At 55.5% G+C, this 21,152-nt stretch carries 19 protein-coding genes and 1 tRNA gene; 4 read left to right on the top strand and 16 right to left on the bottom strand.

All coding sequences use genetic code 11. The features are described from left to right. Positions 1–13 precede the first annotated feature (13 nt). The 6 genes from NQZ67_RS07740 to NQZ67_RS07765 are packed head-to-tail and all read right to left on the bottom strand — an operon-like array spanning position 14 to position 7,012. Positions 14–343 (bottom strand): cupin domain-containing protein, encoded by a 330-nt coding sequence (locus NQZ67_RS07740; RefSeq protein ID WP_257444338.1) that lies wholly within the window; start codon positions 341–343, stop codon positions 14–16. 41 nt (positions 344–384) lie between these two features. Then, the gene (locus NQZ67_RS07745) at positions 385–2,001 is read right to left on the bottom strand and encodes a response regulator (RefSeq protein ID WP_257444340.1); all 1,617 of its coding nucleotides are present in this window, start codon (positions 1,999–2,001) and stop codon (positions 385–387) included. A gap of 5 nt (positions 2,002–2,006) precedes the next feature. Then, positions 2,007–3,767, bottom strand: coding sequence for a sensor histidine kinase (locus tag NQZ67_RS07750; RefSeq protein ID WP_257444341.1), 1,761 nt, complete (start codon positions 3,765–3,767; stop codon positions 2,007–2,009). 60 nt (positions 3,768–3,827) lie between these two features. Then, entirely contained in the window at positions 3,828–4,658 is an 831-nt protein-coding gene (locus tag NQZ67_RS07755; protein WP_257444343.1) for a carbohydrate ABC transporter permease, read from the bottom strand. Positions 4,659–4,682: 24 nt separating this feature from the next. After that, complete coding sequence (locus tag NQZ67_RS07760) at positions 4,683–5,579, bottom strand: carbohydrate ABC transporter permease (protein WP_257444344.1); 897 nt, start codon at positions 5,577–5,579, stop codon at positions 4,683–4,685. A 32-nt stretch (positions 5,580–5,611) separates the two neighbouring features. Beyond that, a complete protein-coding gene (locus tag NQZ67_RS07765) occupies positions 5,612–7,012 on the bottom strand; it encodes an ABC transporter substrate-binding protein (protein WP_257444345.1) in 1,401 nt (466 codons plus the stop codon). Positions 7,013–7,348: 336 nt separating this feature from the next. On the opposite strand from NQZ67_RS07765, the gene NQZ67_RS07770 reads away from it, so the two are divergent. Beyond that, positions 7,349–7,435 (top strand) — tRNA-Leu (locus NQZ67_RS07770). 170 nt (positions 7,436–7,605) lie between these two features. On the opposite strand, the gene NQZ67_RS30585 is transcribed toward NQZ67_RS07770, so the two are convergent. The 4 genes from NQZ67_RS30585 to NQZ67_RS07790 all read right to left on the bottom strand — a co-directional run bounded on the left by NQZ67_RS30585 (position 7,606) and on the right by NQZ67_RS07790 (position 9,576). After that, positions 7,606–8,211, bottom strand: coding sequence for a TFIIB-type zinc ribbon-containing protein (locus NQZ67_RS30585; RefSeq protein WP_371825276.1), 606 nt, complete (start codon positions 8,209–8,211; stop codon positions 7,606–7,608). 51 nt (positions 8,212–8,262) lie between these two features. Further along, on the bottom strand, positions 8,263–8,481 hold the full coding sequence (locus NQZ67_RS07780) for a hypothetical protein (RefSeq protein WP_257444346.1): 219 nt from the start codon (positions 8,479–8,481) through the stop codon (positions 8,263–8,265). 128 nt (positions 8,482–8,609) lie between these two features. Beyond that, positions 8,610–8,924 (bottom strand): hypothetical protein, encoded by a 315-nt coding sequence (locus NQZ67_RS07785; RefSeq protein ID WP_257444348.1) that lies wholly within the window; start codon positions 8,922–8,924, stop codon positions 8,610–8,612. Positions 8,925–9,006: 82 nt separating this feature from the next. Continuing rightward, positions 9,007–9,576: a xanthine phosphoribosyltransferase gene (locus tag NQZ67_RS07790; RefSeq protein WP_257444350.1), complete on the bottom strand. Its 570-nt coding sequence runs from the start codon at positions 9,574–9,576 to the stop codon at positions 9,007–9,009. Between the two features lie 172 nt (positions 9,577–9,748). On the opposite strand from NQZ67_RS07790, the gene NQZ67_RS07795 reads away from it, so the two are divergent. Both NQZ67_RS07795 and NQZ67_RS07800 read left to right on the top strand, forming a co-directional pair. After that, entirely contained in the window at positions 9,749–10,414 is a 666-nt protein-coding gene (locus NQZ67_RS07795; RefSeq protein WP_257444351.1) for a hypothetical protein, read from the top strand. A 101-nt stretch (positions 10,415–10,515) separates the two neighbouring features. Further along, positions 10,516–11,562 (top strand): YkvI family membrane protein, encoded by a 1,047-nt coding sequence (locus NQZ67_RS07800; protein WP_257444353.1) that lies wholly within the window; start codon positions 10,516–10,518, stop codon positions 11,560–11,562. Here the strand turns inward: NQZ67_RS07800 and NQZ67_RS07805 are convergent. From NQZ67_RS07805 to NQZ67_RS07815, 3 genes are read right to left on the bottom strand one after another with little or no spacing between them, the layout of a single operon-like run. Continuing rightward, positions 11,482–14,784, bottom strand: a complete 3,303-nt coding sequence (locus NQZ67_RS07805; protein WP_257444355.1) for an AAA family ATPase — start codon at positions 14,782–14,784, stop codon at positions 11,482–11,484. The genes NQZ67_RS07800 and NQZ67_RS07805 overlap by 81 nt on opposite strands. A gap of 45 nt (positions 14,785–14,829) precedes the next feature. Further along, positions 14,830–16,122, bottom strand: coding sequence for a metallophosphoesterase family protein (locus tag NQZ67_RS07810; RefSeq protein WP_257444356.1), 1,293 nt, complete (start codon positions 16,120–16,122; stop codon positions 14,830–14,832). 53 nt (positions 16,123–16,175) lie between these two features. Beyond that, entirely contained in the window at positions 16,176–17,315 is a 1,140-nt protein-coding gene (locus NQZ67_RS07815; protein ID WP_257444358.1) for a glycosyltransferase family 4 protein, read from the bottom strand. Between the two features lie 149 nt (positions 17,316–17,464). Between NQZ67_RS07815 and NQZ67_RS07820 the strand changes: the two genes are divergently transcribed. Then, positions 17,465–18,634, top strand: coding sequence for a GGDEF domain-containing protein (locus tag NQZ67_RS07820; protein ID WP_257444360.1), 1,170 nt, complete (start codon positions 17,465–17,467; stop codon positions 18,632–18,634). Between the two features lie 85 nt (positions 18,635–18,719). On the opposite strand, the gene NQZ67_RS07825 is transcribed toward NQZ67_RS07820, so the two are convergent. The 3 genes from NQZ67_RS07825 to hprK all read right to left on the bottom strand — a co-directional run bounded on the left by NQZ67_RS07825 (position 18,720) and on the right by hprK (position 21,103). Continuing rightward, entirely contained in the window at positions 18,720–19,544 is an 825-nt protein-coding gene (locus NQZ67_RS07825; protein WP_257444361.1) for a PhzF family phenazine biosynthesis protein, read from the bottom strand. A gap of 63 nt (positions 19,545–19,607) precedes the next feature. Next, positions 19,608–20,060: a GyrI-like domain-containing protein gene (locus NQZ67_RS07830; protein WP_257444363.1), complete on the bottom strand. Its 453-nt coding sequence runs from the start codon at positions 20,058–20,060 to the stop codon at positions 19,608–19,610. Between the two features lie 134 nt (positions 20,061–20,194). After that, positions 20,195–21,103 (bottom strand): HPr(Ser) kinase/phosphatase, encoded by a 909-nt coding sequence (hprK, locus tag NQZ67_RS07835; protein WP_257444364.1) that lies wholly within the window; start codon positions 21,101–21,103, stop codon positions 20,195–20,197. Between the last annotated feature and the right edge of the window lie 49 nt (positions 21,104–21,152).

Raw genomic sequence — 21,152 nt, forward strand, 5'->3', positions numbered from 1 at the left:
AGCCAATCGCGGCTTATGACGTTACCTTTGCGTTTAACAGATCTTCTCGCAGCGGCGTGAACGAGTCCAACAGAATGCCGGGCTCCAAAGCGCGGCATCCATGAACCGCATGACCGGGGATGCAAAGCGTATCACCGGCATGGAGCACATGCTTCGTCCCATCCACCTCAAACTCGAAGGAGCCTTTCATGCAGTAGGTCATCTGTTCATGCGGATGGCTGTGCATATAGCCTTCCGCATTCTCTTCGAAGTGCACCTCCATCATCATCAGCTGCTTGCCCGCATTCAATATCTTCCGCCTAACCCCAGGTTCGGCGCTTACCCATATCCCAATATTAGTCATCCTATCATCTCCCATGTGCGCTCATAGAAGCTCATTCTCGCTTATACCGGCAAATACTTCTGCTTAAACTCCGAAGGCGTTATGCCTATATGCTTCTTGAACACCTCGCTGAAGTAACGCCGGTCCCCATACCCCGTCGCTATCGCGATTTCCTGAACCTGATGCCCGTCTATCAGCATCTTTTTGGCGAGCTCCATCCGCTCCTGCGTCACGAACTGCGCAAATGGCAGGCCCATCGTTTTTTTGAATAGGTTGGCATAGTAGCTCCCGCTAAGATGTACATGCTTAGCTTGATTCTGCACCGTCAGCTCCTCATGCAGATGGTCCCGGATGTACCGTACGGATTCCTCGATTATAACGGAGGCTTCGCTGGCCCGCGAGCGCTCGATCATCTCGCAGATTTGCCAGCATAGCTGAAGCAGCTTTTCCTGCAGCTTCCGGAGCGACGTGATGCCCGTCATATTCCGTTCTCGCACGCCCCGCACCAGCTCGGCCGCCTCCTCCTGCGATACGACCTCGAGCAGCACGCGAATCATCATATAAGCCATCTCATAATAGAAGCTGATAAAATATTCCGGATCCGGCATATCGTCCGTCGCCTCAAAGTCGGCAAAAATCCGCATAAACAGCTCGGATGCCTTGTGAGAGTTGCCGCTGCGAACGCTGTACAGAAGCTCTTTCTCCATGTCGACCGAGCAGTACGGGCGCCTTTTTTCGCTTGTGTTCACTTCATGGTAGCCGAACACGCCGTTGCCGCCGGTGTAGAAATGGTAAGATAAGGCCGCTACCGCTTGGCCGTATGAGCCGGAGATTTCACTCCTGTCTCTAACCCCAAGCCCAAGGCCGATCGAAACCGTAAATCTCGTATATCGCTCAATGTTCTGACAGCACTTCTCCGCGATCATAAGGCTGCCATACTGCTCGTTTTCATTAAAGACGGCAACAAACCGATCCATCGTCTCCCGGAAGACGATACCTGTCGTATAACCGGCAATCGTCTCTTCCACAATATTTTGCAGCGAGAAGCGCTGCAATTCGGCCTGATGGATCGGAATATGCTCGCATTTCTCCGCAAAATCGTCCATCTCCAGCACCATGACGACAAAATTTTGTTTGCCAAGCGGAATTTCGAGAAAATCCCATCGCTGCCAAGTCTTTTCTTCGCCGCCTCGATGATGCAGCAGCAGCTGCATATATTCCTGCCGAAGCATCGGCAGGCTCGTCTTCACCTTCTGCTCGAGCTCGAGGCGCGCCAGCTCCTCTTTCCGTTCCTCTTCCAGGACGGTCTTCGCCTTCAGCACGGCATCCAGAATCTCGTCCAGCGAGAACGGCTTCGCCAGGAAGTCGAACGCGCCTAGCTTGATAGCCTGCTGGGCGTATTCGAAGTCGGTAAATCCGGTTATGAATATAATTTTGCAGGACGGCAGTATGGACCTCACCCGCTCCGTTAACATCAGGCCATCCATCTTCGGCATGCGAATATCGGTAATGATAATTTCCGGCGACACCTCTTCGATTAATTTCAGCCCTTCTTCTCCGTCGGTTGCCGTGCCCGCCAGCTCGATACCGTGCTCCTGCCACTTCACGCTTCTCGATATCCCGTCGATTACGGCGACGACGTCGTCAATAACGCACATCTTCCAACTGTTCGTATTCATGCTGTTTACGCTCCTAGTCCGCTTTGCCGGGATTGTAGTGGTATACGAATGGTTACTTGGGTTCGCATGTCCGGAATGCTGATCAGTTCAAGCTCCGCGTCGCTGCCGTATTGGAGCGCCAGCCGCTTATGGATGTTCTGAAGCGCGTACCCGCTCAGCCTCGCGCCGTCCTCATCTTCCGCAGGCTCGAATCCCACGCCGTTATCTTCAACCTCGAGCACGAGCCGGTCTTCGAATTGGAAAATATGAATGTGGATGAATCCTCCATCCTTTCGATCCTTAAACCCGTGCAGGATCGAATTTTCGACGAGCGGCTGGAGTAATATTTTCAAGATGGGCTGAGTTAGGTCTACTCCTTCCTGCACGTCTACCCGGAAGTCGAACAAGGACGTATAGCACTGCTTCTGAATGTTTATGTACTGCGTCACATGGGTGATCTCGTTCTTTAACGTCGTCATCTCTCTTCCTTTGTTCAAGCCGAGCTGGAACAGCTTCGACAAGGAAAGCACCATCTGCTGCACATGCTCATGCTCTTGCAGCTGGCTTTTCCAATAAATCGTGTTCAGCGTGTTATAGAGGAAGTGCGGATCGATCTGAGCCTGCATCGCTTTCAGCTCCGACCTCCGCTTCTCCGTCTCCGCTTCCTTCACCTCAAGGAACAGCCGGTTGATCTCGTCCAGCATTCGGTTGAAGCGGAAGCCGACCTGCGAGATCTCGTCTTGAAATTCGCTTTCGAACCGAACGTCCAGGTCGCTGTGCTCGACTTTCTTCATTACGGTCTGAAGCTTGGTTAGCGGCCTGAGCAGCAGCCGCGTCAGCAGGCGCGCGAAGAAGATCGAGATGATAAGGGTAACGAGGATAAAAATGATAATGACCCATGTAATGCTTCCCAGCTGCTGAGCTATGCTCTGCTTCGGCAGGACGCTGAACAGCACCCACTCGCTTGCCGAATCAAGTCTTTTGTAATGAACGAGATAATCTTTGTCGCCCGCGTGGTAAGGGAAGCTTCCTTCATTTTGTTGAAGAGCCTTCTGGACGGAAGGATGCAGCGCGAAATCCGGAAAGGTTCCGGAGCCGGACGGGGAGATCGTCTCTCCTTCCCGGGAGAGCAGGATGAATCGCCCCTCGTTGAAGCCTAGATCGCGGTTAATATAGCGGGTGAGCTCCTCCACCTTCACGTTCGCCAGAACGTACTTGTTGTCGGAAGCCATGTTCATCGCTCCTTCCGTCAGGAACGTAATCATGTCTCCCTTCTCGTTATAGAAAGGATCCTCGTGAGGCCCGATCCACAGCTCGATATGGCGTTCCTCTGACGTCACAACCGAGTCATACAGCGATGTAGCGTAAAAGGATTCCCGTGGCAGACCGATTTTCGACGTTTCATAGTAGGAGCCTTCCGGCGTTGCCACTAGAATCGAATCGATTAGAGGCTCCACCAGCTTCATCTGGATGAAGACGGTTTGCAGAGCCGACAGATGCGTGTAATAGTTTTGAAAGTCGGATGCCGGCTCCAGGCCTACCGCTCTCCTGTAATCCATGTTCATCATCATCGAAAAAACCGAAGTTTTCACTTTATTCAGCTTCTCGTCAAGCGCCTGCGAGGTTTTGCTCAGCATATCCCGGCTTAGGCGATCCGCATTGTTTTCGGCCAAGTTCCCCGCTATCTGATAAGCCAGCAGACCGGTGGCCGAGACGACGACGGAGACGATCAGGATAAACGCCAACCAAATCCTTTGCTGGAACGATAATTTGTAGATGAAGCTCATGAGGTTCCCCGCCTCGCTTTAGGTAGTTGCCATAGATGGTAACATGCGGGACAAGCCCCATCAACCCTTTATCGCGCCTACATTCATCTGAACGAAGGACTTATTCGCCAGGATGTACATAAGCAGCATCGGAAGCATCGAGATGCAAGCGCCCGTCAGCATCAGATGGCTTTGGACCGCGCCCCCGAAGCCGTATCGAATATTCGCCAGTCCGACCGTTATCGGCTGAAGCTCCGGCTGCGACATCGTGAATACGAGAGGTAGAATGTAGTTGTTCCAGGCTCCGCGGAAGGCGAACAGTCCGACGACGCCGAGCGCCGGCGCGCACAGCGGCAATATAATACGCGAGAAAATATAGAAAGAGCTTGCGCCGTCGATCATGGCCGCTTCATCCAGCTCTTTGGAGATGCTTCGGATGAAGGCGTACAGGATAAAAAACGTCGTGCCGCCCGCGCCGGTCATCATAATAATGAGACCGAGCACCGACTTATGAAGGCCGAGCGTCACCATGATTTGATAAGCGGGCTTCAGCGTCAGCACCCCCATGTGGATGAACATCATGGCGGAGTAAACGCCAAGCAGCAGCTTCCGTCCCGGGAACGACCTGCGCGCGACCGCGTATGCGGCCAAGGAGCAGACGGTAACCGTCGTTATGGTCGCCCCGACACTATAGATGACGCTATTCCACACATAGACGGAAAACTTCGCTTCTTTCCAGGTGTAGAGATAATTTTCGAGCTGCCATACTTTCGGCAGAAGCGCCGAGCCCGCGTTCAGCTCCTGATTCGTCTTGAACGAACCGAGCATGGCGAGCGCAATGGGAAGCAGCAGAAGCGCGGCTGTAATGAGCAGAAAAGTCCAGGTCAGAATCCTTCCCGATATGCGCGTCATGATTTCTCCTCCTTATGCCTGCAATCAGGAATAAATATCGTTCAGCTTTCTGGATAAATACAAGTACAAACCGGTAATCACGCCTACGATCAAGGCCAGCAGCATCGCGACGGCGGAGCCGTAGCCGATATCCTGGGCCATCGTCTCGCCCGTCGAAACCGGGAACAACAGCTTGTAGAGATAGAGATGCATAACCTCCGTCGCACCGGACGGTCCGCCGCCGGTTAAGACCATAATCGCCTCATAGCTTTCGAGCGCGCTCATAATCGCCAGCATCATAATGATATTTAGAACCGGGCCCAGCATGGGAATGGTGATCGACCAGAACCTTCTTGCTCCGGTGGCGCCGTCGAGCTCGGCGCTTTCATATACGTCCTTCGGTATGCCTTGCAACCCGGCCAGGAAGAGCAGCATGTAATTGCCGATGCCTCCCCAAGCCGCGATGATGATACAGGTCAGCATCGCATTCTGCATATTCAGCCATTCGACCGCGGGCAATCCGATCATGTTCAAAATTTGATTCAACAAACCGTTGTAGGAGTTGAAGATGAGGTAGAATACGACGGCCATGACGGCCGTACTGAATATCGTAGGCATGAAATAAATACCGCGCAGCAGGTTGCGTCCCCTCAGTTTGCCGTTTAACAGAACCGCCAGCAGCAATGCGACGGGCAGAGTCAGAATCATTTTGCCGGACGCAAACACGAACGTGTTCCAGATCGCGTCCCACAAATAGTCGTCGCGGAACAGCCGCTTAATATTATAGAGCCCTGCGAACTTCGCTTCGCCATAGCCTTTGTAGTCGTAAAACATGTAGCGCAAAGCCCATAAAATCGGATAAATTCCGAGTGTAACCGTCAAGATCACACTCGGAGTAACGAAAAGATAGGCTTCCGCATGGTTCTTCCATTTCTGTATCATGGCAGCCTCCGGATGCGGGATTTATCCTCGTCTTATTTCTGCAGAGCTTTCGGGTCAAAGGACGGATCGGCCGTAACCTTCACTTTGCCGTCCGCGACAGCCTTGTCGAGCGCCGCGTTGTAGCTGGCGTTCAGGTCGCTGATCACTTGATCCAGATCGCCGCCTACCAGAATGTATTTCACGAACTCTTCATGCCATGTTTTTCCTTCCGGCGTAACGCCGGACGGAGCAATCGGCCATGCGGCGTCGTATTTGGTCGGAAGGAAGCTCTTGATGCCCGGAACCGAAGGCTCTTTGGCTCCTTCGAGCACATGCGGCAATACGGAAATGCCTAGACCGGCTTCATGGTAGCCGCGGAGCACCTCGTCTTGATACATATAAGTCATGAATTTCCATGCCGCTTCCTTGTTCTTGGATTCGCTGCTCATAGACAGCCAAGTAATGGCGGCGGGATCGACGGCGCCCTGCGGCTCTCCGCCGTCAATCGTAGGCACCAGTGTCGCGTCCCAGCGAATTTTGGCGGGGAACTGCGTGTTGTACACGCCCGGCTCCGTCGAATAGGAGATGTACATACCGATCTTGCCCTCCGCGAATTGCGCGCGCATCGGGTCCATATCAAGCGCCTCCGAGCCAGGCAGCACGCTGCCGTCCGCGCTCATTTGGCGGAACGCTTCTATAATCGGCTTCCAGCCGGTGAAGTCGTACTTCGCTGTCTTGAAGTCGAAGCCGGAACGGTGGAACCCGTTCATCTCCGCGATCTTCTCCGCGGAACGCCCAAGCGCGCTGGACGGGCTCTTATATGGCAGCGACCAGCCATAGATGCCGTCCGCTTTGCCGATTTCCGTAATCTTCTTCGCCGCGGCGACCATTTCGTCGAGCGATTTCGGCGGCTGAAGTCCCGCCTTCTCGAACATATCGACATTGTAGACCAGGCGAATCGTGTTGCCGACGTTCGGCAAAGAAATAATATTGCCGTCGAATTGATTGCCGCCTTCAAGGATGAAGCCTTCGAATTTCGCTTTCAAGTCGTCCGTCATATAATCGTTCAGCGGCTCGAAATAGCCTTTCGCGTAGAACTCGTTCGGCCGCTGGGCCGCGAATACGTCGGGAGCCTGATCACTTGCGAAAGCCAGATCCAGCGATTGCGGATAGTTCTCCGCCATCATCGTCATTTCCACTTCGATGTTGTCTTGGTTCGTAGAGTTGAACTCGTCGATCTTCGCTTTGATGTACTCCGCGTCATGACGCTGATAGGTCCAGTAAACCAGCTTCGTCTTTTCGCCATTTCCTTTCGTCTCGGCCGCATTGTTCGCTCCGGTCTCATTTCCGGTGCTCGTATTGCCGCTATTGCTGCCGCCCGCGCATCCCGCGATGCCGAAAGCGAGCGTAACGGCTGCCAGCAGTGTCAACGATCTTTTCAGTCCTTTTTTCATCCGCCGTTCATCCCCTCGTGTTCTGTTTGTGGTTGCTTGGTACATGTTTATCTTATCGCGCAGGTCGATTAATGGGAGCGTGGAAAAACAACTCGCTCGGGGGGGAAATCCGATGATGATCCCTTCCCCATTGTAGCAGGATTCGGCAAACCGTAAGGAAGGCGTCATCGGAGAACAGAAAAAAAACGGCCGAGCTCGGCCGTCTTCAATCATCTTTTATAGAGGTCAGTATGCTTTCTGCACCTCGATTTTTTGCGTCTCTAAAAAAAAACAAAATGAAACACTTGACCCTATAACAGGACCTGTGTTATATTATTTTCTGTTGACACAATATATGCGGTCGTGGCGGAATTGGCAGACGCGCTAGATTCAGGTTCTAGTGGTGTAACAGCCGTGGAGGTTCGAGTCCTCTCGACCGCACCATCAACACTCATACATGGATGATATCCATTGTACATAAAGAAACCCTCCTTAACGGAGGGTTTTCTTTTTCTGCTTTGAATAAGCTTTGAATAAAGTAGAGTCTTTCGCTTAACTGCCTGCAAAGGCAATATGGCGAAAGACTCTTCTATTTTGTGCGCTAACCCGTCATATTAATCGAATAGATCGCCAAAGACGTCCAGCACGGTCTTTTTCTTCTTATACGGTCTCCCGTATTTGTCGTATCCGTAGTGCCCCTTGCCGTGGCCTTGCTGGCCATATCCCGGCGGGTATCCCGGATTCGACGGCTGGCCGTGCCCATAACCGCCTTGCGGCTGATTGTAGCCGGCTCCCGGCGGCGGCGGCGGCGCGCCGAATCCGCCATGCTGCGGGCTGGAATAAGGCTGGCTGCCGAAGCCTTGTCCGGCTGGGGAGCCTTGCTGCGGGTTCGCATAAGGCTGGCTTCCGCCAAAGCCCTGTCCGGAGCCGCCGGGCGCGCCTTGGCTGCCGTACTGCGGGGAGCCTTGCGAATATCCGCCGGTCGGATTCCCGGGCTGCTGCGGAGGCTGAGGCGCGGGCGAGGCGAATGGCGGCGCATCCTGATGCATTTGCTGCTCCATTCGCTCATAATCCTGGCGTACTTCCCTTACGCCGTGCATCAGCTTCTCCAGCTCTCCGCGATCCAGCCATACGCCTTTGCATTGCGGGCATACATCGATTTCTACTTCATCCTTAATGACCTCTCTCATCTTCACATCATCGCAAACCGGACATTTCATTCCTATCACCCTCCTCGAATGTTCATTCCTTGTCCAAACCTTATGAATCGATCAGTGATCGGCTGCAGGCAATCGTTCATCCGTCGCCGGCATGTATCGGTATTCGCGGCTGAGCTTCACCACTCTTCTGCTAGGCTTGCGGATGACCACGCTAGTCTCATCCCATGCCACCACGATGCCCAGCACATCATTGATCTCCATCTCGTCCCGTACGACGCGAACGGTTTCCCCGGATAACCGAAACGCGTCTAGCTGCTCTTCCGAAACCATTGCTTGCCCTCCTTTACTTCGAAGCGTTCCAGAGCATGAAGAACAATCTTCCAATCCCTATTATACAAAAAAACCTCAATGATAACATTTGCTTATCATTGAGGTCTCTTATGAGTGCGGTCGCTTCGTTATCCAACATGCTCCCGGTTCGTTTCATACCATTCGTCAAGGACGCGCGAGGACATGACCCGGCCCGAGATATATTCGGCTTGCTTCTCCGTGAATTGCTCGCGCCATTCTACTTTGAGCTCGGTGCAAAGCTTAACGACGGTCAGGAGCTCCGACCACGCCACATACCGTTTGTACCAGAAGAATTGAGGATGCTCGATCATGTAAGGATAAAGATCGTCGAATTCCGTATGCTTGCAATCAAGCGCTCTCTCGAAATGCACCTTGGCATCGGCTAGCTTCTCAATCAAAAAATCTGCTGACATGTTCCCCATTACTTATGCCTCCCCTCGATCACTTGAGTTTCATTATAAGCGAAAACATCGATTGGGGAAAGGGCTTCCGAGCTGGTACATCTTACTCAAATTGAATGCTCCCGTTATCCAGCGAGGCGATTTTGACAAGGGATTCCACTTGAATGCCCTGCTCCCTAAGCGTTCGGCCACCCGCCTGGAACGATTTTTCGACAACGATCCCCATGCCTGCAAGCTTCGCGCCGGATTTTTCGATAATCTTGATCAAGCCGCGGGCCGCATCGCCATTGGCGATAATATCGTCAATGAACAGCAGCTTGTCGTCGCTGGACAGAAACTCCTTGGATACCATGATGTCCGTGACCATCCCCTTCGTGAAGGAAGGCACCCGCTCGATATAGACGTCCGGATCGGCGATCAGCGTTTTTTTCCTTCTTGCGAATACAAGCGGCACGCCTAGCACGTAAGCGGTAGCGAAAGCCGCGGGAATGCCGGAGGATTCGATCGTGATCACTTTCGTAATGCCATGCTCGGCGAACCGGTTCGCGAACTCGTGTCCCATCTCCATCGTCAGTCCCGGATCCACCTGATGATTAATAATGGCGTCCATGCGCAGCACATCGTTCGACAGAATCGACGACTGCTCCATAATTCGTTGCTTCAACTTTTCCATTGCATCTAACCTCCGCCAATAAACCCTTTTCGATAAAGTACCACAGGACAACAAACTGCGCAACTGATGGCAAGAAATCTTACAAATGTTTTGCTTGATTCTTCAAATTTCGAGCAACATTATAGGTCTAAGAGGCGTCTAGTATCGTATAGGCCGAAAAGGAGGAGATCCTATGAACGCGCAAGCGAACCCTCGGCGCTTCCTCGGAACGGCAGTCGCGCTTTTTTTTGCCGCTTCTCTTACCGCATGCCAGAGTCCGAACCCCCAACCCGTCCCTAGCGATGGACGAGCCATCACCCAGGGACAGCCGGACCTGGGCCAGAATACAACTCCGGATGAAGAACCGCCATTAACGCGGCCTGCGGACAACGAGACGTCGACGGAAACCTCTTCCATGCAGACGAATAATTCTAATCCCGCCGATTCGGGTACCCTCGTCCCATCGGGTCAATGGAATGTAGACGCCCCTATGCTGAAAGGCATTTCGCTAAAGGACAGCCGTACTGACATCATAAAGCAGTATGGCTCGCCATACGACAGCTATTCCCTTAATGATCCCTCGGGCGAAATCGAGGTTTTGGAATACGATGGATATTCCGTAGGCATTGACCCGCTTCACACCGTACATTTCGTGGAAGTGTACGACCCGGAGGTGTCAACCGAGCTGGGAGGCCTCCGTGTAGGGAGGGCGCCTGACATAGCCGAATTGGAGCTGGGAGAACCCAAGGAAGAATCCGACTTCCTGCTTCTTTATGAAGCGCGAGGCGCTTCCCTGCGAATCGAGCTCGATCCGCAGCGGAACGAAATCGTCGCCGTTAAGTTAATAGCCGAACGATAGCACCCAATGCCATTAACCTGCCCCGCGCACTTTTATGTCATGCTTGTCTCGCGTTGGACATACCTTCATAGAAAGAAGGTTGTGGAACGGGGGAAGCTGAAATGAATAATCGGCTAGTCAAAATGTTGCAAATCGCATCGACCTACATGGGAACGATCGTTGGAGCCGGTTTTGCGACGGGGCAGGAAATCCTGCAGTTTTTTACCAGATTCGGTTACTGGGGCTCGTTCACGATCGCGCTTGCCACCGGTCTGTTCATTTGGCTCGGCACGAAGATGATGTTAATTGCAAGCGAGATCAAAGCCAAATCGTATGAGGATTTGAACATCGCGCTGTTCGGCGAACGCTACGGCAAGCTGATCAGCTTATTTATGCTGGTCATCCTTCTCGGCGTAACCGCCGTCATGCTGGCTGGGGCCGGCACGATCTTCTACGAGCATTGGAACATCTCCTATCAAGCCGGCCTGCTGATTACGATCGCCGGCAGCTTCCTTCTCCTCCGCAAAGGAATGAAGGCCATTCTGGCCGTCAACGCCGTCGTGGTTCCGGTGATGCTGCTGTTCACCGTTATTGTCATGATCGATACGTTCAATACGCCGGGCTCGAATAAATTCATAACCCTGACTACAGACTATTCCCCATGGGCCGCGTGGGCGTCCCCGTTCCTGTATACCGCATTCAACTTAGCTCTTGCCCAAGCGGTGCTCGTCCCTCTCGGAGCGGAAATCCGCGACAAAAAAACGATCGTCGCCGGCTCCTGGATCGGAGGTCTCGGCATAGGCTTCATGCTGCTTGCCGGACATATCGCCTTGTCGGTCCATATGCCCGGCATCCAGCAATTCGCCATTCCGATGGGCGGCATTGCGAGACAGCTTGGGTACTATGTGCAATTCATTTATATTTTCCTCATCTTCTCGGAAATTTTCACGACGCTGATCGCGGACATCTACGGACTGACGCTTCAGCTGGAAGAACGGACCAAATGGTCTCGAGGGCTGCTCACATTCGTGATCCTTTTTATTTGTTACCTGGCCAGCCAAATCGGATTCGGTCCGCTTCTGTCGACTTTATATCCGATGTTCGGCTTGATCAGCTTGGGCTGGCTCTTCTTGATTATCCGAAAGAGAGTTTCTTATAGGCGATCCTGACCGCAGCTCCGTACGAGCAAGCTCGACCAGCTTCGCGCCTTTACAGTCCGCCATCAGAAGATCGCGAGTGCGCTCGTGGCACGTGAAGAATATGATTTGCCGTTCCACCGAAAGTTCGGCTAGCAGCTTGGACGCCGCTTTTAATCTTGCCGAGTCGAAATTAACGAATAAGTCGTCCAGCAATAGGGGCAGCATGACTTCTTGGGAAGCCTCCTTGGCAAGAGCAAGTCTCATCGCCAAATAAAGCTGCTCGGCCGTTCCGCGGCTGAGCATCGCGCTGCTCACGAGGTTTCGGTCCCGATCCTCCACGACCAGCCCCTCCTTCGACGAGGCCGCGCTCACGCAGACGTATTTCCCTTCGGTGATGATGCCTAAGTAGCGGGAAGCATGGCGCAGGACGACGGGCTGTCTCTCTTCCTCGTACGTCCGCTTGGTTTGCTCAATCAGCGCCTTGGCGATCGATAGAACGGCGTACCGCTCCATGTCGGCGTCCAGACCGGCCATGACCATCTCCCGTTTCGCAAGCAGCCGGGTCCTCTCGTCCGCGTGGAACATCCGCTCCAGCTCTCCTTTGATGACGCCTTTGCGCTCCAGCAGCTCCCGCTGCGTCTGCGTCAGCGACGCTTCCTTCCTCTTCAACGCTTCCGACTGCTCTGCCAGCTCCTGCTCATCATAAGTCGACAGAAGCGATTCCACCGCTTCAAGCTCTTCCTTGGCGTGCCCTGCGGATAATTCCGCTTCCAGCCTCGTCAGCTCGCCGTCTATTTCCGTAAGCGATCGTTTCCCTGCCAGGGCATGCTCATAATCCGATTCCCGATCGGAGCCAAAGCTTTGCAGGATCGAGCCGGCCTTCCGCTCGATCGCCTCCAGCTGCTCGGTTACATCGGCCAATCGCTGCTCCGCCTCTTCCTTCATAGTCGTCAACCGGCGGAGCTCCGCCGAAGCCGCTTGATGCTTCCGGACTTCCGCGTACAAAATCTGAAGGGCATGGAGAGGATCCTCTCGCAATCGATTCTCCGCTTCGGCATATCCTTCGCATAACGCGCCTGCTTCGGAGGCGAACTCGGACAGCGCTAGCTTTGCCGCGTCGGCTTTGGCCGATATCCTGTCGTACTGGCCAAGACGATCCAGCGCCTTCTCCGCGAGATCGAACGCTTCGAGCGCCGCGGTATGGGACATCGTCTCCGGCAATCCGCGGGCCGCAATCCAAGCGCTCCATTCCGCGGCGCTTCGAGCTTCTTCCCCGCGCATAGCCGATGCCTCGGCCAGCTTATCCTCGATGAGCTGCCGCTGACGGTTCAGCCGGCTTTCGCTTTCCTCCCTCGAAAGCCTCGCCCGATCGGCTTCGGCAATGGCGTCGAGCCGCTCCTGCACCTCGGGTCGCATCGCGCCCCGAAGCGCCGCCGCGCTTTGACCGATCGGCTGCCGCAGCTGGCTCATCCAATGTTCGGCATCTAACGGCACGGGCGGCTTTGCCAAAGCAAGCATGGCCTGAAGGACGTCGCGTTCCTCGCTCTGTCCGGCCATGCCGTTCATGCGGTTGCGACGGCTGCCGCTTGCTCTGACGCTTTTGCTCCCCGCCGACCGGTCCGCGAACAATAACCCGGCTCCTGCGCCAACGAACGCTATGGCGAGCACGCCGCTCAGCCAGCCGCCGTCTCCGAGCATCCCAGCCGAAGCGCCTATGCCCAGCATGGCGCCTGCTCCTACAAGTATGCAGCCGGCTATCGTTAATCCGGAGCCTCCTGATGCCTTCCGTTCGCGGCCGTTGCGACCCGCATCGTCCCTAGCCAGAGCCACCTCCCACGCCTGAAGCGCTTCCTCCAACGTGTTCCAGGCCGCGGATAACGCCATTTTCGTATCCGGATATAACCCAAACCGCCCTTGACCGCTCCGATTCAGCCGTTCCCGCGCGGCGGAGGCCTGCCGGTCCGCCTCATGCAGCCGGCTGGCCAGCTCTCTCTCCCCGTCGCGAAGCGACTCGAGCTCCGCTTGAAGACGCTCAGCCGCCCGGCGAACGGTCTGCTCCCGGTCGCGGCTCTCCCGGACGAAATCCCGTTCCGCAACCGTGACGTTCATCTCCCGAAGCTGCCTTTCCGTCCATTCCGGCGAAATGCCGGCGACGAGGCGGCCAATCGTTTCGTCGAGCGATTGCAGCTCCAGTCTCCATTCCGCCAGCTGACTATTCAGAGAACGCATCCTATCGCCGGAATGAAGAGCCGCTTCGAGCTTACCCGCTTTCCCGATCATCGCTTCGTCGACAACCATGCCCTCGATTTGACGTTCGAGCAATCGCCGCTCCTGCCTCAAGCTCTCCGCAAGGGCCAAAGCCTCTTCCCGCTTCCTTCGGAGCTCCGTCCATTCCTCCTCCGCGCCGGAAGGCAGCGCCTCGGTATACACAAACTTTTTCCGCTCCGCCGCCAGTTGCCGCATGCGCATCCAGGCGGGGCGCGACGAAGACGCCCTGCGTAAGGCTCTCAGCTTGGCTTGAATTTCCGGCAACGCCCCGAACGCATCGGCTAGCGCTTCCTCCGTCTCCGCCTCCTGACGACGCAGCTCGTTGAAGCGATCGATGTCGTCCGTCAGCTTTCTCCGCTCCAGCTCCGTTTGCTCCAGCGCCTTAAGGCCCGCGTTCAGCTTCTGGCTTGTTCCTCTCGGCCGGAACAACGCGTCGAGCTCCTTGGCCAGCTCTTTCTCCGCGGCCGCGATTTGCGCCCCGTCTTCCCATCCTGCTTGGTAGAGATGCCGGCCGAGCTCTTCACCGGACAACATGCCGACTTCGTGAAGCTCCGTCAATGTAACCGCGAATAACCCGCGGTACAGCTTCTCGGGGATATGGCCCAGAAAGTCGCTCTCCAGCCGTTTCTGCTCCAAGATGAGCTCTTGCAGAATCCCACTGTCTCCTTCAGACCCGGCGATTTCGAGCGGTCTGATTCTCGGCCTTCCCCCGGCTTCGTCGGCATGACGAAGCAGCGCGTAACGGCTGCCCGCGCTTGTCCGAAATTCCAGCCGGCCGCCATGTCTCCCCCCGCGCAAGGGTTCGCCTCTCTCGGCGGGATTGGAGCGTCTGGCGAAGCCGTACAGCATCGCCCGCAGGTAACCGAGAAGCGTGCTCTTGCCCGCTTCGTTCGGTCCGTGCACGACAATTACCGGCGCGTCCAAATCGAGCCGTCGGTTGTGCAGTTGTCCATAACCGTCAATCTGCGTTTCGGTCAGTCTCACGTTGCAGCCCCCTTCCCTGATTCAGGCCGACACAGCCAGTCCGCATTAGCTTCGGCCTCTGCCGCGGTCGCCCGAGACGATCCATCCAAGCGCGAGCTCCCGGGCATCGTTCAGCCACTCCGCCGGCAGCTTGTCCCACTTGTCCCGTCCGATACGTCCCAGCTTGGCGTGCATTCTCGCGTCCTCCAGCGCGGACAGCGCGAACGCCCGCCACTCGTCTTCGTTCGAACGCAGCCGGTCGCTCAGCCGGAGCAGCTCCCCCGCGAAGCTGTCTTCTCCGGCAAGCGTGTCCCAATCGATCGCCGCTCCCGTCTCGGCGGACAGCTCGTAGATGTATAGCCATGGCGCACCCGCGACCGGCTCGTCATCCGCCTGCAGCTCCTCGAGAAGCGCCGCGAGCGTTGCCTGCTGCGACGCTTTCAGGTGAAGCTCTCCGCAGCCGACCAGACGCAAGCGCAGCATGACCGCTCGTCCATCCTGCCCGTCCCTGACGGCCGCAGCCGCTTGTCTAAGCCTTCGAAGGAGATCCTGCTCCGAAGAGGCTCCTTCGATCGATACGTCTTCCGCCGCCCATCTGACGTTATCGAGAGGAACGAAACGCAGCTCCGTGCGGGATGCGTCCGATACGTCTACGATGTAGCAGCCCTTCGGCCCGGATTCCTTCGGATTCCGGCCTTGAATATTGCCCGGATAGACGACGTGCGGATATTCATGCAGCACTTCCCGTTTGTGAATATGCCCGAGCGCCCAATATTGGAACCCGCTTCCCGCCAGCTCTTGGACCGTGCATGGGGCGTACGGGTCGTGCGTTTGGTTGCCGCCCGCATTGCCGTGAAGCAGCGCGATATGATAAGGCGCGCCCGCTGCCGGATGGTACGTCGCCGCCAAATTCCGAGTCTCCGCCCGCTCGCCGTAGGACATGCCATATACATGCGCGGCAAGCTCCCCCGTTCGCGTGTAGGCCGGCTGATAAGTCATCTGGTCCGAGCCAAAAATATGTACGTTAGGCGGCAGCTCGAGCCGTGCTCGCTCGCCGCCCAGATGATCGTGGTTGCCGTGAATGGCGTATACCGCAACACCCGCCTCGCAAAGCCGTTCCCACTCCTTGACCAGCGCAAGCTGGGCTCGCAGGGAGCGGTCGGCCGAGTCGAACAAATCGCCGGCGATAACGATGAAATCGGCCTTCTGCTCGATCGCCGTCTCCGTCAGCTTCCTGACGGCCGCGAACGTGGACTCGGCCAGCTCCTCCCGGACCGCTTCCGGCGCCTTGGCAAGCCCTCGGAACGGGCTGTCCAGATGAAGGTCGGCCGCGTGAATGAACCGAAAAGACGCGCTCATGCGCGTCACCCCCTATCCATGCTTGATCATTTCCCTCTTGCGCAAAGCCGCTGCTAGTTAGGCAGCGGCTTCGCTTTCACTTCGGTATACACCTTCTTCAGCTGCGAGATGACCCGCTGCAGCGAATACACCTTCTTGGCTTTGTCCCATCCGGCGCGCGCCAGATTGTAGCGGTAGTGAGGATCGACGACCACCTTCTCCAGCGCGTCCGCGAGAGCCGCCGGATCCTCGGGCGGCACGAGCAGCCCGTTCACCCCGTCCTGGATCTGTTCCGCGATGCCCCCTACGTTCGTGCCGACCAGAGCCAGCCAGCAGAGAGCGGCTTCCGCGAAGACGGAGCCGAAAGCCTCCGCGCGCGAAGGCAGCACGAACACGTCGAAGAACGGCATGAACTCTTCCGGGTGAAGCATGTAACCATAGAAAATGATGTCGTCGTATAAGTCCAGCTGCTGCGCCAAATCCTCCAGCTCCTTGCGGATCGGTCCGTCCCCGATAATATGCAGGACGAACGGGCAGCCTTTCTTCTTCAGCTCCGCGCAAGCGTGCAGAAGAATGTCGAGGCCTTTGGCGGGCACGAGCCTGCAGACGGTGATGAGCTGGGTCACTTCGTTCTCGTGGGAGATCGGCTTGAAGCGCTTCTCGTCGAACCCGTTCGGAATGACCTTGATTCTCTCCGGCGACTCGATATACGGCGCCAGATAACCCCGGAACGACTCGGACACCGTCATCAGCTTATCGGTCCGGAACTCGAGTTCGCGGTAGATGGAGGTCAAGAAACGATGCTCGGGTCCTCCCTCCGCGATCTTCCCGTTCAAGATCAGCTCCCGCTCATAGCTCGAATGGAGCGTCATGATGACGGGCGTATCCGGGAATAGCTGCTTCATGACCATTGCGGCAATGGGATGATGGGCATGAATGATGTCGTAAGACTTCTGTATGCGCATCCGAGTCCACCATACGTAATCCTTGTAAGTCTGAATGTATTTGTCGACGAGCGGGTTGCCGATGAATTCGGTATAATCGAACGTATGGAAGGCGACCTCTTCTTGACCTTTGTTCCGGACTCGCTTCGGCAGAGAGAACAGCTCCATGCTCCAGCCCAGCTTGAGAAAACGATCCTGGATATAGGGAACCATGGACGATACGCCGCCCGGCTGCTCCGGCGGGAAAAACAAAGCTTGCAAAATATTCATAAGTCCAGCTCCTGAAAGGTTTCTAAAGCGGCGATCGCTTCGAAGTTAAGAGGATAACTTTAGACTACCTATTCTCTTAAAATATGATATGATAGAACATATGTTTCTGTAAAGCTAGGAACAATTCTTTGCATATTGGTGGTTGAGATATGACAGTAATGCAGTGGTTAAGCGGTCCTGACGGGCAGTGGCTGTCGGCCTTGTCGGTCCTTGTGATCTTGATGTTGATGCTCTTCATGTCGGTTAAATTATACGCGAGCTATCGCAGCAAACAAACCTACCGGCTTCTCATCGCAGCGATCGCGCTCGCGGCTCTCAGGCAGCTGACGCTGCTCGCGATCGCCGCTTCCGGCGCCAAGATATCCGTCTTCGCGCATCTCGCGGCCGGCGTGCTTCACGTCGTTTCCTTCATCATTATAAACTTTGTGTTTATGAAATTATATACCTATCAATCGGCGCGGCTCCGGTCCATGCCTTTTACCGTTATGTCCTTTCTGACGCTGCTCATCGCCTTCCTGCAGATCGTCGTGGAACCGGGCGGAGATGCCGGGCATGCCATTAGGGCCGTGGCCTTTCCCCTGCTGGACGTCTACGGCGTCGTCGTTACTCTTATTATATTAATCGCCACGCGAACGGCTGACATGAATAACAAATATTATGGAAGCTTGATTGTCATTTTTATCTATGAATGCTCGCGCGCGGCGGACACGTATGTATTCCAGGGCTCTCCGTCGTGGTTCAAGGCGATGACGGTCCTTCTGCCGATCGTTTACTTCGTCCTGCTCTTCATGCTGCTGTTCGAGTGGGTCATCGACCGCTTGATGTCCACCTACCAATCGTCCATCGTAGACGGGTTAACCGGTCTGTACAACCGGCGCCACTTCCAGTCCAAAGCGGAGGCGCTGCTGGCGCGGGGCAAGAAGGCGGCGGTCATCTTCTGCGATATCGACAATTTCAAGAAGCTGAACGACACGCATGGCCACCACAAAGCGGACGGCGTCCTGAAGCGGGTCGCCGAGATCATGAAGGAAGAGACAAGCGGAATCGGCGCCGCCGGCCGCTACGGCGGAGAAGAGCTGCTCGCCTGCATCAGCATCGATCGCGTGAAGCCGGAGATCGTCGCCGAATCCATTAGACGGCGAGTCGAGGAAGAGACGATCGTGACGGTCAGCGTTGGATTCAGCACAACCAAAGAAAGCGCAAGCGTCCAGGAGTTGGTCAAGCAAGCCGATGAAGCGATGTATTACTCCAAGACGCACGGCAAGAACAGCGTCACCGCCTACAAATCCATTCCCGCCTCGATGAGAGGAATGGGATAATCGGTGCCGCGGAATAAAGAACGAGAGCGAGCCGGAATCCTGCTAGTCTATGCTAACCAGGAATACCGGCTCTTCTTTTTGCCAATTATTCGGAGGATAGATCCAGCTCGCCCCGCAGAACGGTGACGGCTTGTCCCGATAACAGCACGCGATCGCCCATCAGCTTCATGCCGACTAGGCCGCCTCTAGAGGAAGCCTGATAGCCCGCGAGCTCCTTTTTGCGCAATCTCTTAGCCCAATAAGGCGCCAGTGCGCAATGCGCCGAGCCCGTTACGGGATCTTCGTCGATGCCGATTGCCGGGAAGAAGGCGCGGGATACGAAGTCATATCCTGACGCCTGAGACGATGGCTGGCCGCCATCCGCCGCGAGACTCGTCACGATGACGCCCCTCGTCTCCAGACGGCCGAGAAGCGACATGTCGGGCGCGAGAGTCCGAACCGTTTGCTCGCTGTCCACCTCGACCAGATAATCCATGCGGTTCCGCCCAACGAATCGGGGGATCAATCCGAGCGCCTCGATCAGCTCCTTCGGCGCCGTCACGGCTGCGGCCGGCTCGCTTGGGAAGTCCATATCGAGCCACTCTCCGCGACGCGTTACGGTCAGCCTCCCGCTTCTCGTCAGGAACACGGCTTGCAGTTCCGCGGCCAGCCGTCCCGTATCCCACAGCGCGTGCGCCGCCGCCAGCGTAGCGTGCCCGCACAAGTCGACCTCCGTTTGGGGCGTGAACCAGCGCAGCTCCCACTCCCCTTCCGCTTCCCGCAAGAACGCCGTCTCCGACAAGTTCATTTCCGCCGCAATATGGTTCATTTGTTCATCCGTTAACCCTTCTTCCGCGAAACAAACGGCTGCCGGATTCCCTGCAAACCTGCGATTCGTGAAGGCATCCACAATATGCAATACCAGACCCATAGCCTTTCCTCCCTTTCATCAAAAAAAAGAAAAAGAACCTGCTTCCGCAAGCTCTTTGCGATCTTAGTCCTTAAGCGGAATCAGAAGCTCGACCGGCTCCTCTTCCCAATGCTGTTCATCGATATAAAAAAGCTCCAGCGACACCGCGTTTTCATGCTTCTGAAGTTTCTTTTCGTTCATCCAGGCATTCAACTGCTCGTAGCCTTCCCCGATTCGCTTGTTGGAGCAGGCGACCATCGCGTAGCGATGCGCGGGAATCGTGATGCGTACCATCCCCGGAGGAAGCTCTTCCATATGATGCACTTCATAGCAAGCCCAATACGTCGCGAAAGCTTCATTGCCGTAATAGGGACTGTATAGCACCATCGATTTGACGGCGTCGTTGAATTCATGCTTCCGCGCAAGGAACTCCGTCTGGAGCCGAATCGCTTCATCCGGAAAGGATGAGTAAGGTCCGCAATAGCTGATTCCAACTAGCTGCAAAGCAGGTTTGGAGATGATCGAGCAATTTTCCACGCTGTCTTCCTCCTTAACGTTTTGTCAGGCTTGGCAGAAGCATTCGCTTCCCGTCTGTCGTAAGGCCTAGGCGTTCGGATGAGCTTTCTCCTTCATAAGTGTAGCACGAATTCCAACAATTAGGATACCCTATTTCAATCGCATTCCAGCCGCTTCATAAAATCTTCGACTGCGCTGTAGCCTTGCTGCTTCAGATACCAATTGTTCGCTGCCGCTTCGATCAGCCCGGCTACGTCGCGTCCCGGCTGCAGCTGAATCTCGATATGGGGAATCTTCACGCCCATATACTCCACGAATTTCGGCTCCAGCTCCAAATCATTGTTCAGTTCGTTGTCCCGCCACTTCGTCAGCTCGATATCGAGCGTAATCCGGGATTCGTCTTGGAACGCCTTCCTCCCGTATAATCGAACGACATTCACGAGTCCGACGCTGCGAAGCGCCAGAAACTCTTTTGTTTTCTCATTATGACTGCCTAGCAGCGTCTGTGGACTCAGCTTCTTGATGACGACGATGTCGTCCGCCACAAGACGGTGCCCTCTGCGAATCAGCGTATGGGCCGTCTCGCTTTTGCCGACGCCCGATTTGCCGCGAAGCAGAATCCCGATTCCCGACACGTTGAGGCACACGCCGTGGACGGCGATCTCCGGCGCCAGCGCCTTGGTCAAGTATGCGTCCAGCATGCCGAGAAAGGGAGTCGTCTCCTCGCTCGTCCGAAGGAGAGGTATTCCTTCTTCCTCGCAATATTTGGTCAAATATTTAAGTCCCTCTTGCCCGCTTGTGACGATGAAGCAAGGAGGATGATATTTGACGATATTGCCGATATGGTGATTTCTTTCCTCCTCGGTTAAGCGATGCAGGTATGTGATTTCTTTTTTGCCGAGCACCTGAACATGCTCCTGCGGGAAATAATCGAAGTAACCGACAAACTCGAGTCCCGGCCGATACGCTTTGCCCTTCGCGATGTTCCTCTCCAGCTGCCGCTCGCCGGCGAGCACCTCGAGCCGGAAACGTGCGGCTACCTCTTGGACCGTGACAACCTTCATCGAATCCTCCCTCTCTCTCGCAAAAATCGCCCCCGCCTTGCCGCAAGGC

It is taken from the genome of Paenibacillus soyae (assembly GCF_024623455.1).
GTDB lineage: Bacteria > Bacillota > Bacilli > Paenibacillales > Paenibacillaceae > Pristimantibacillus > Pristimantibacillus soyae.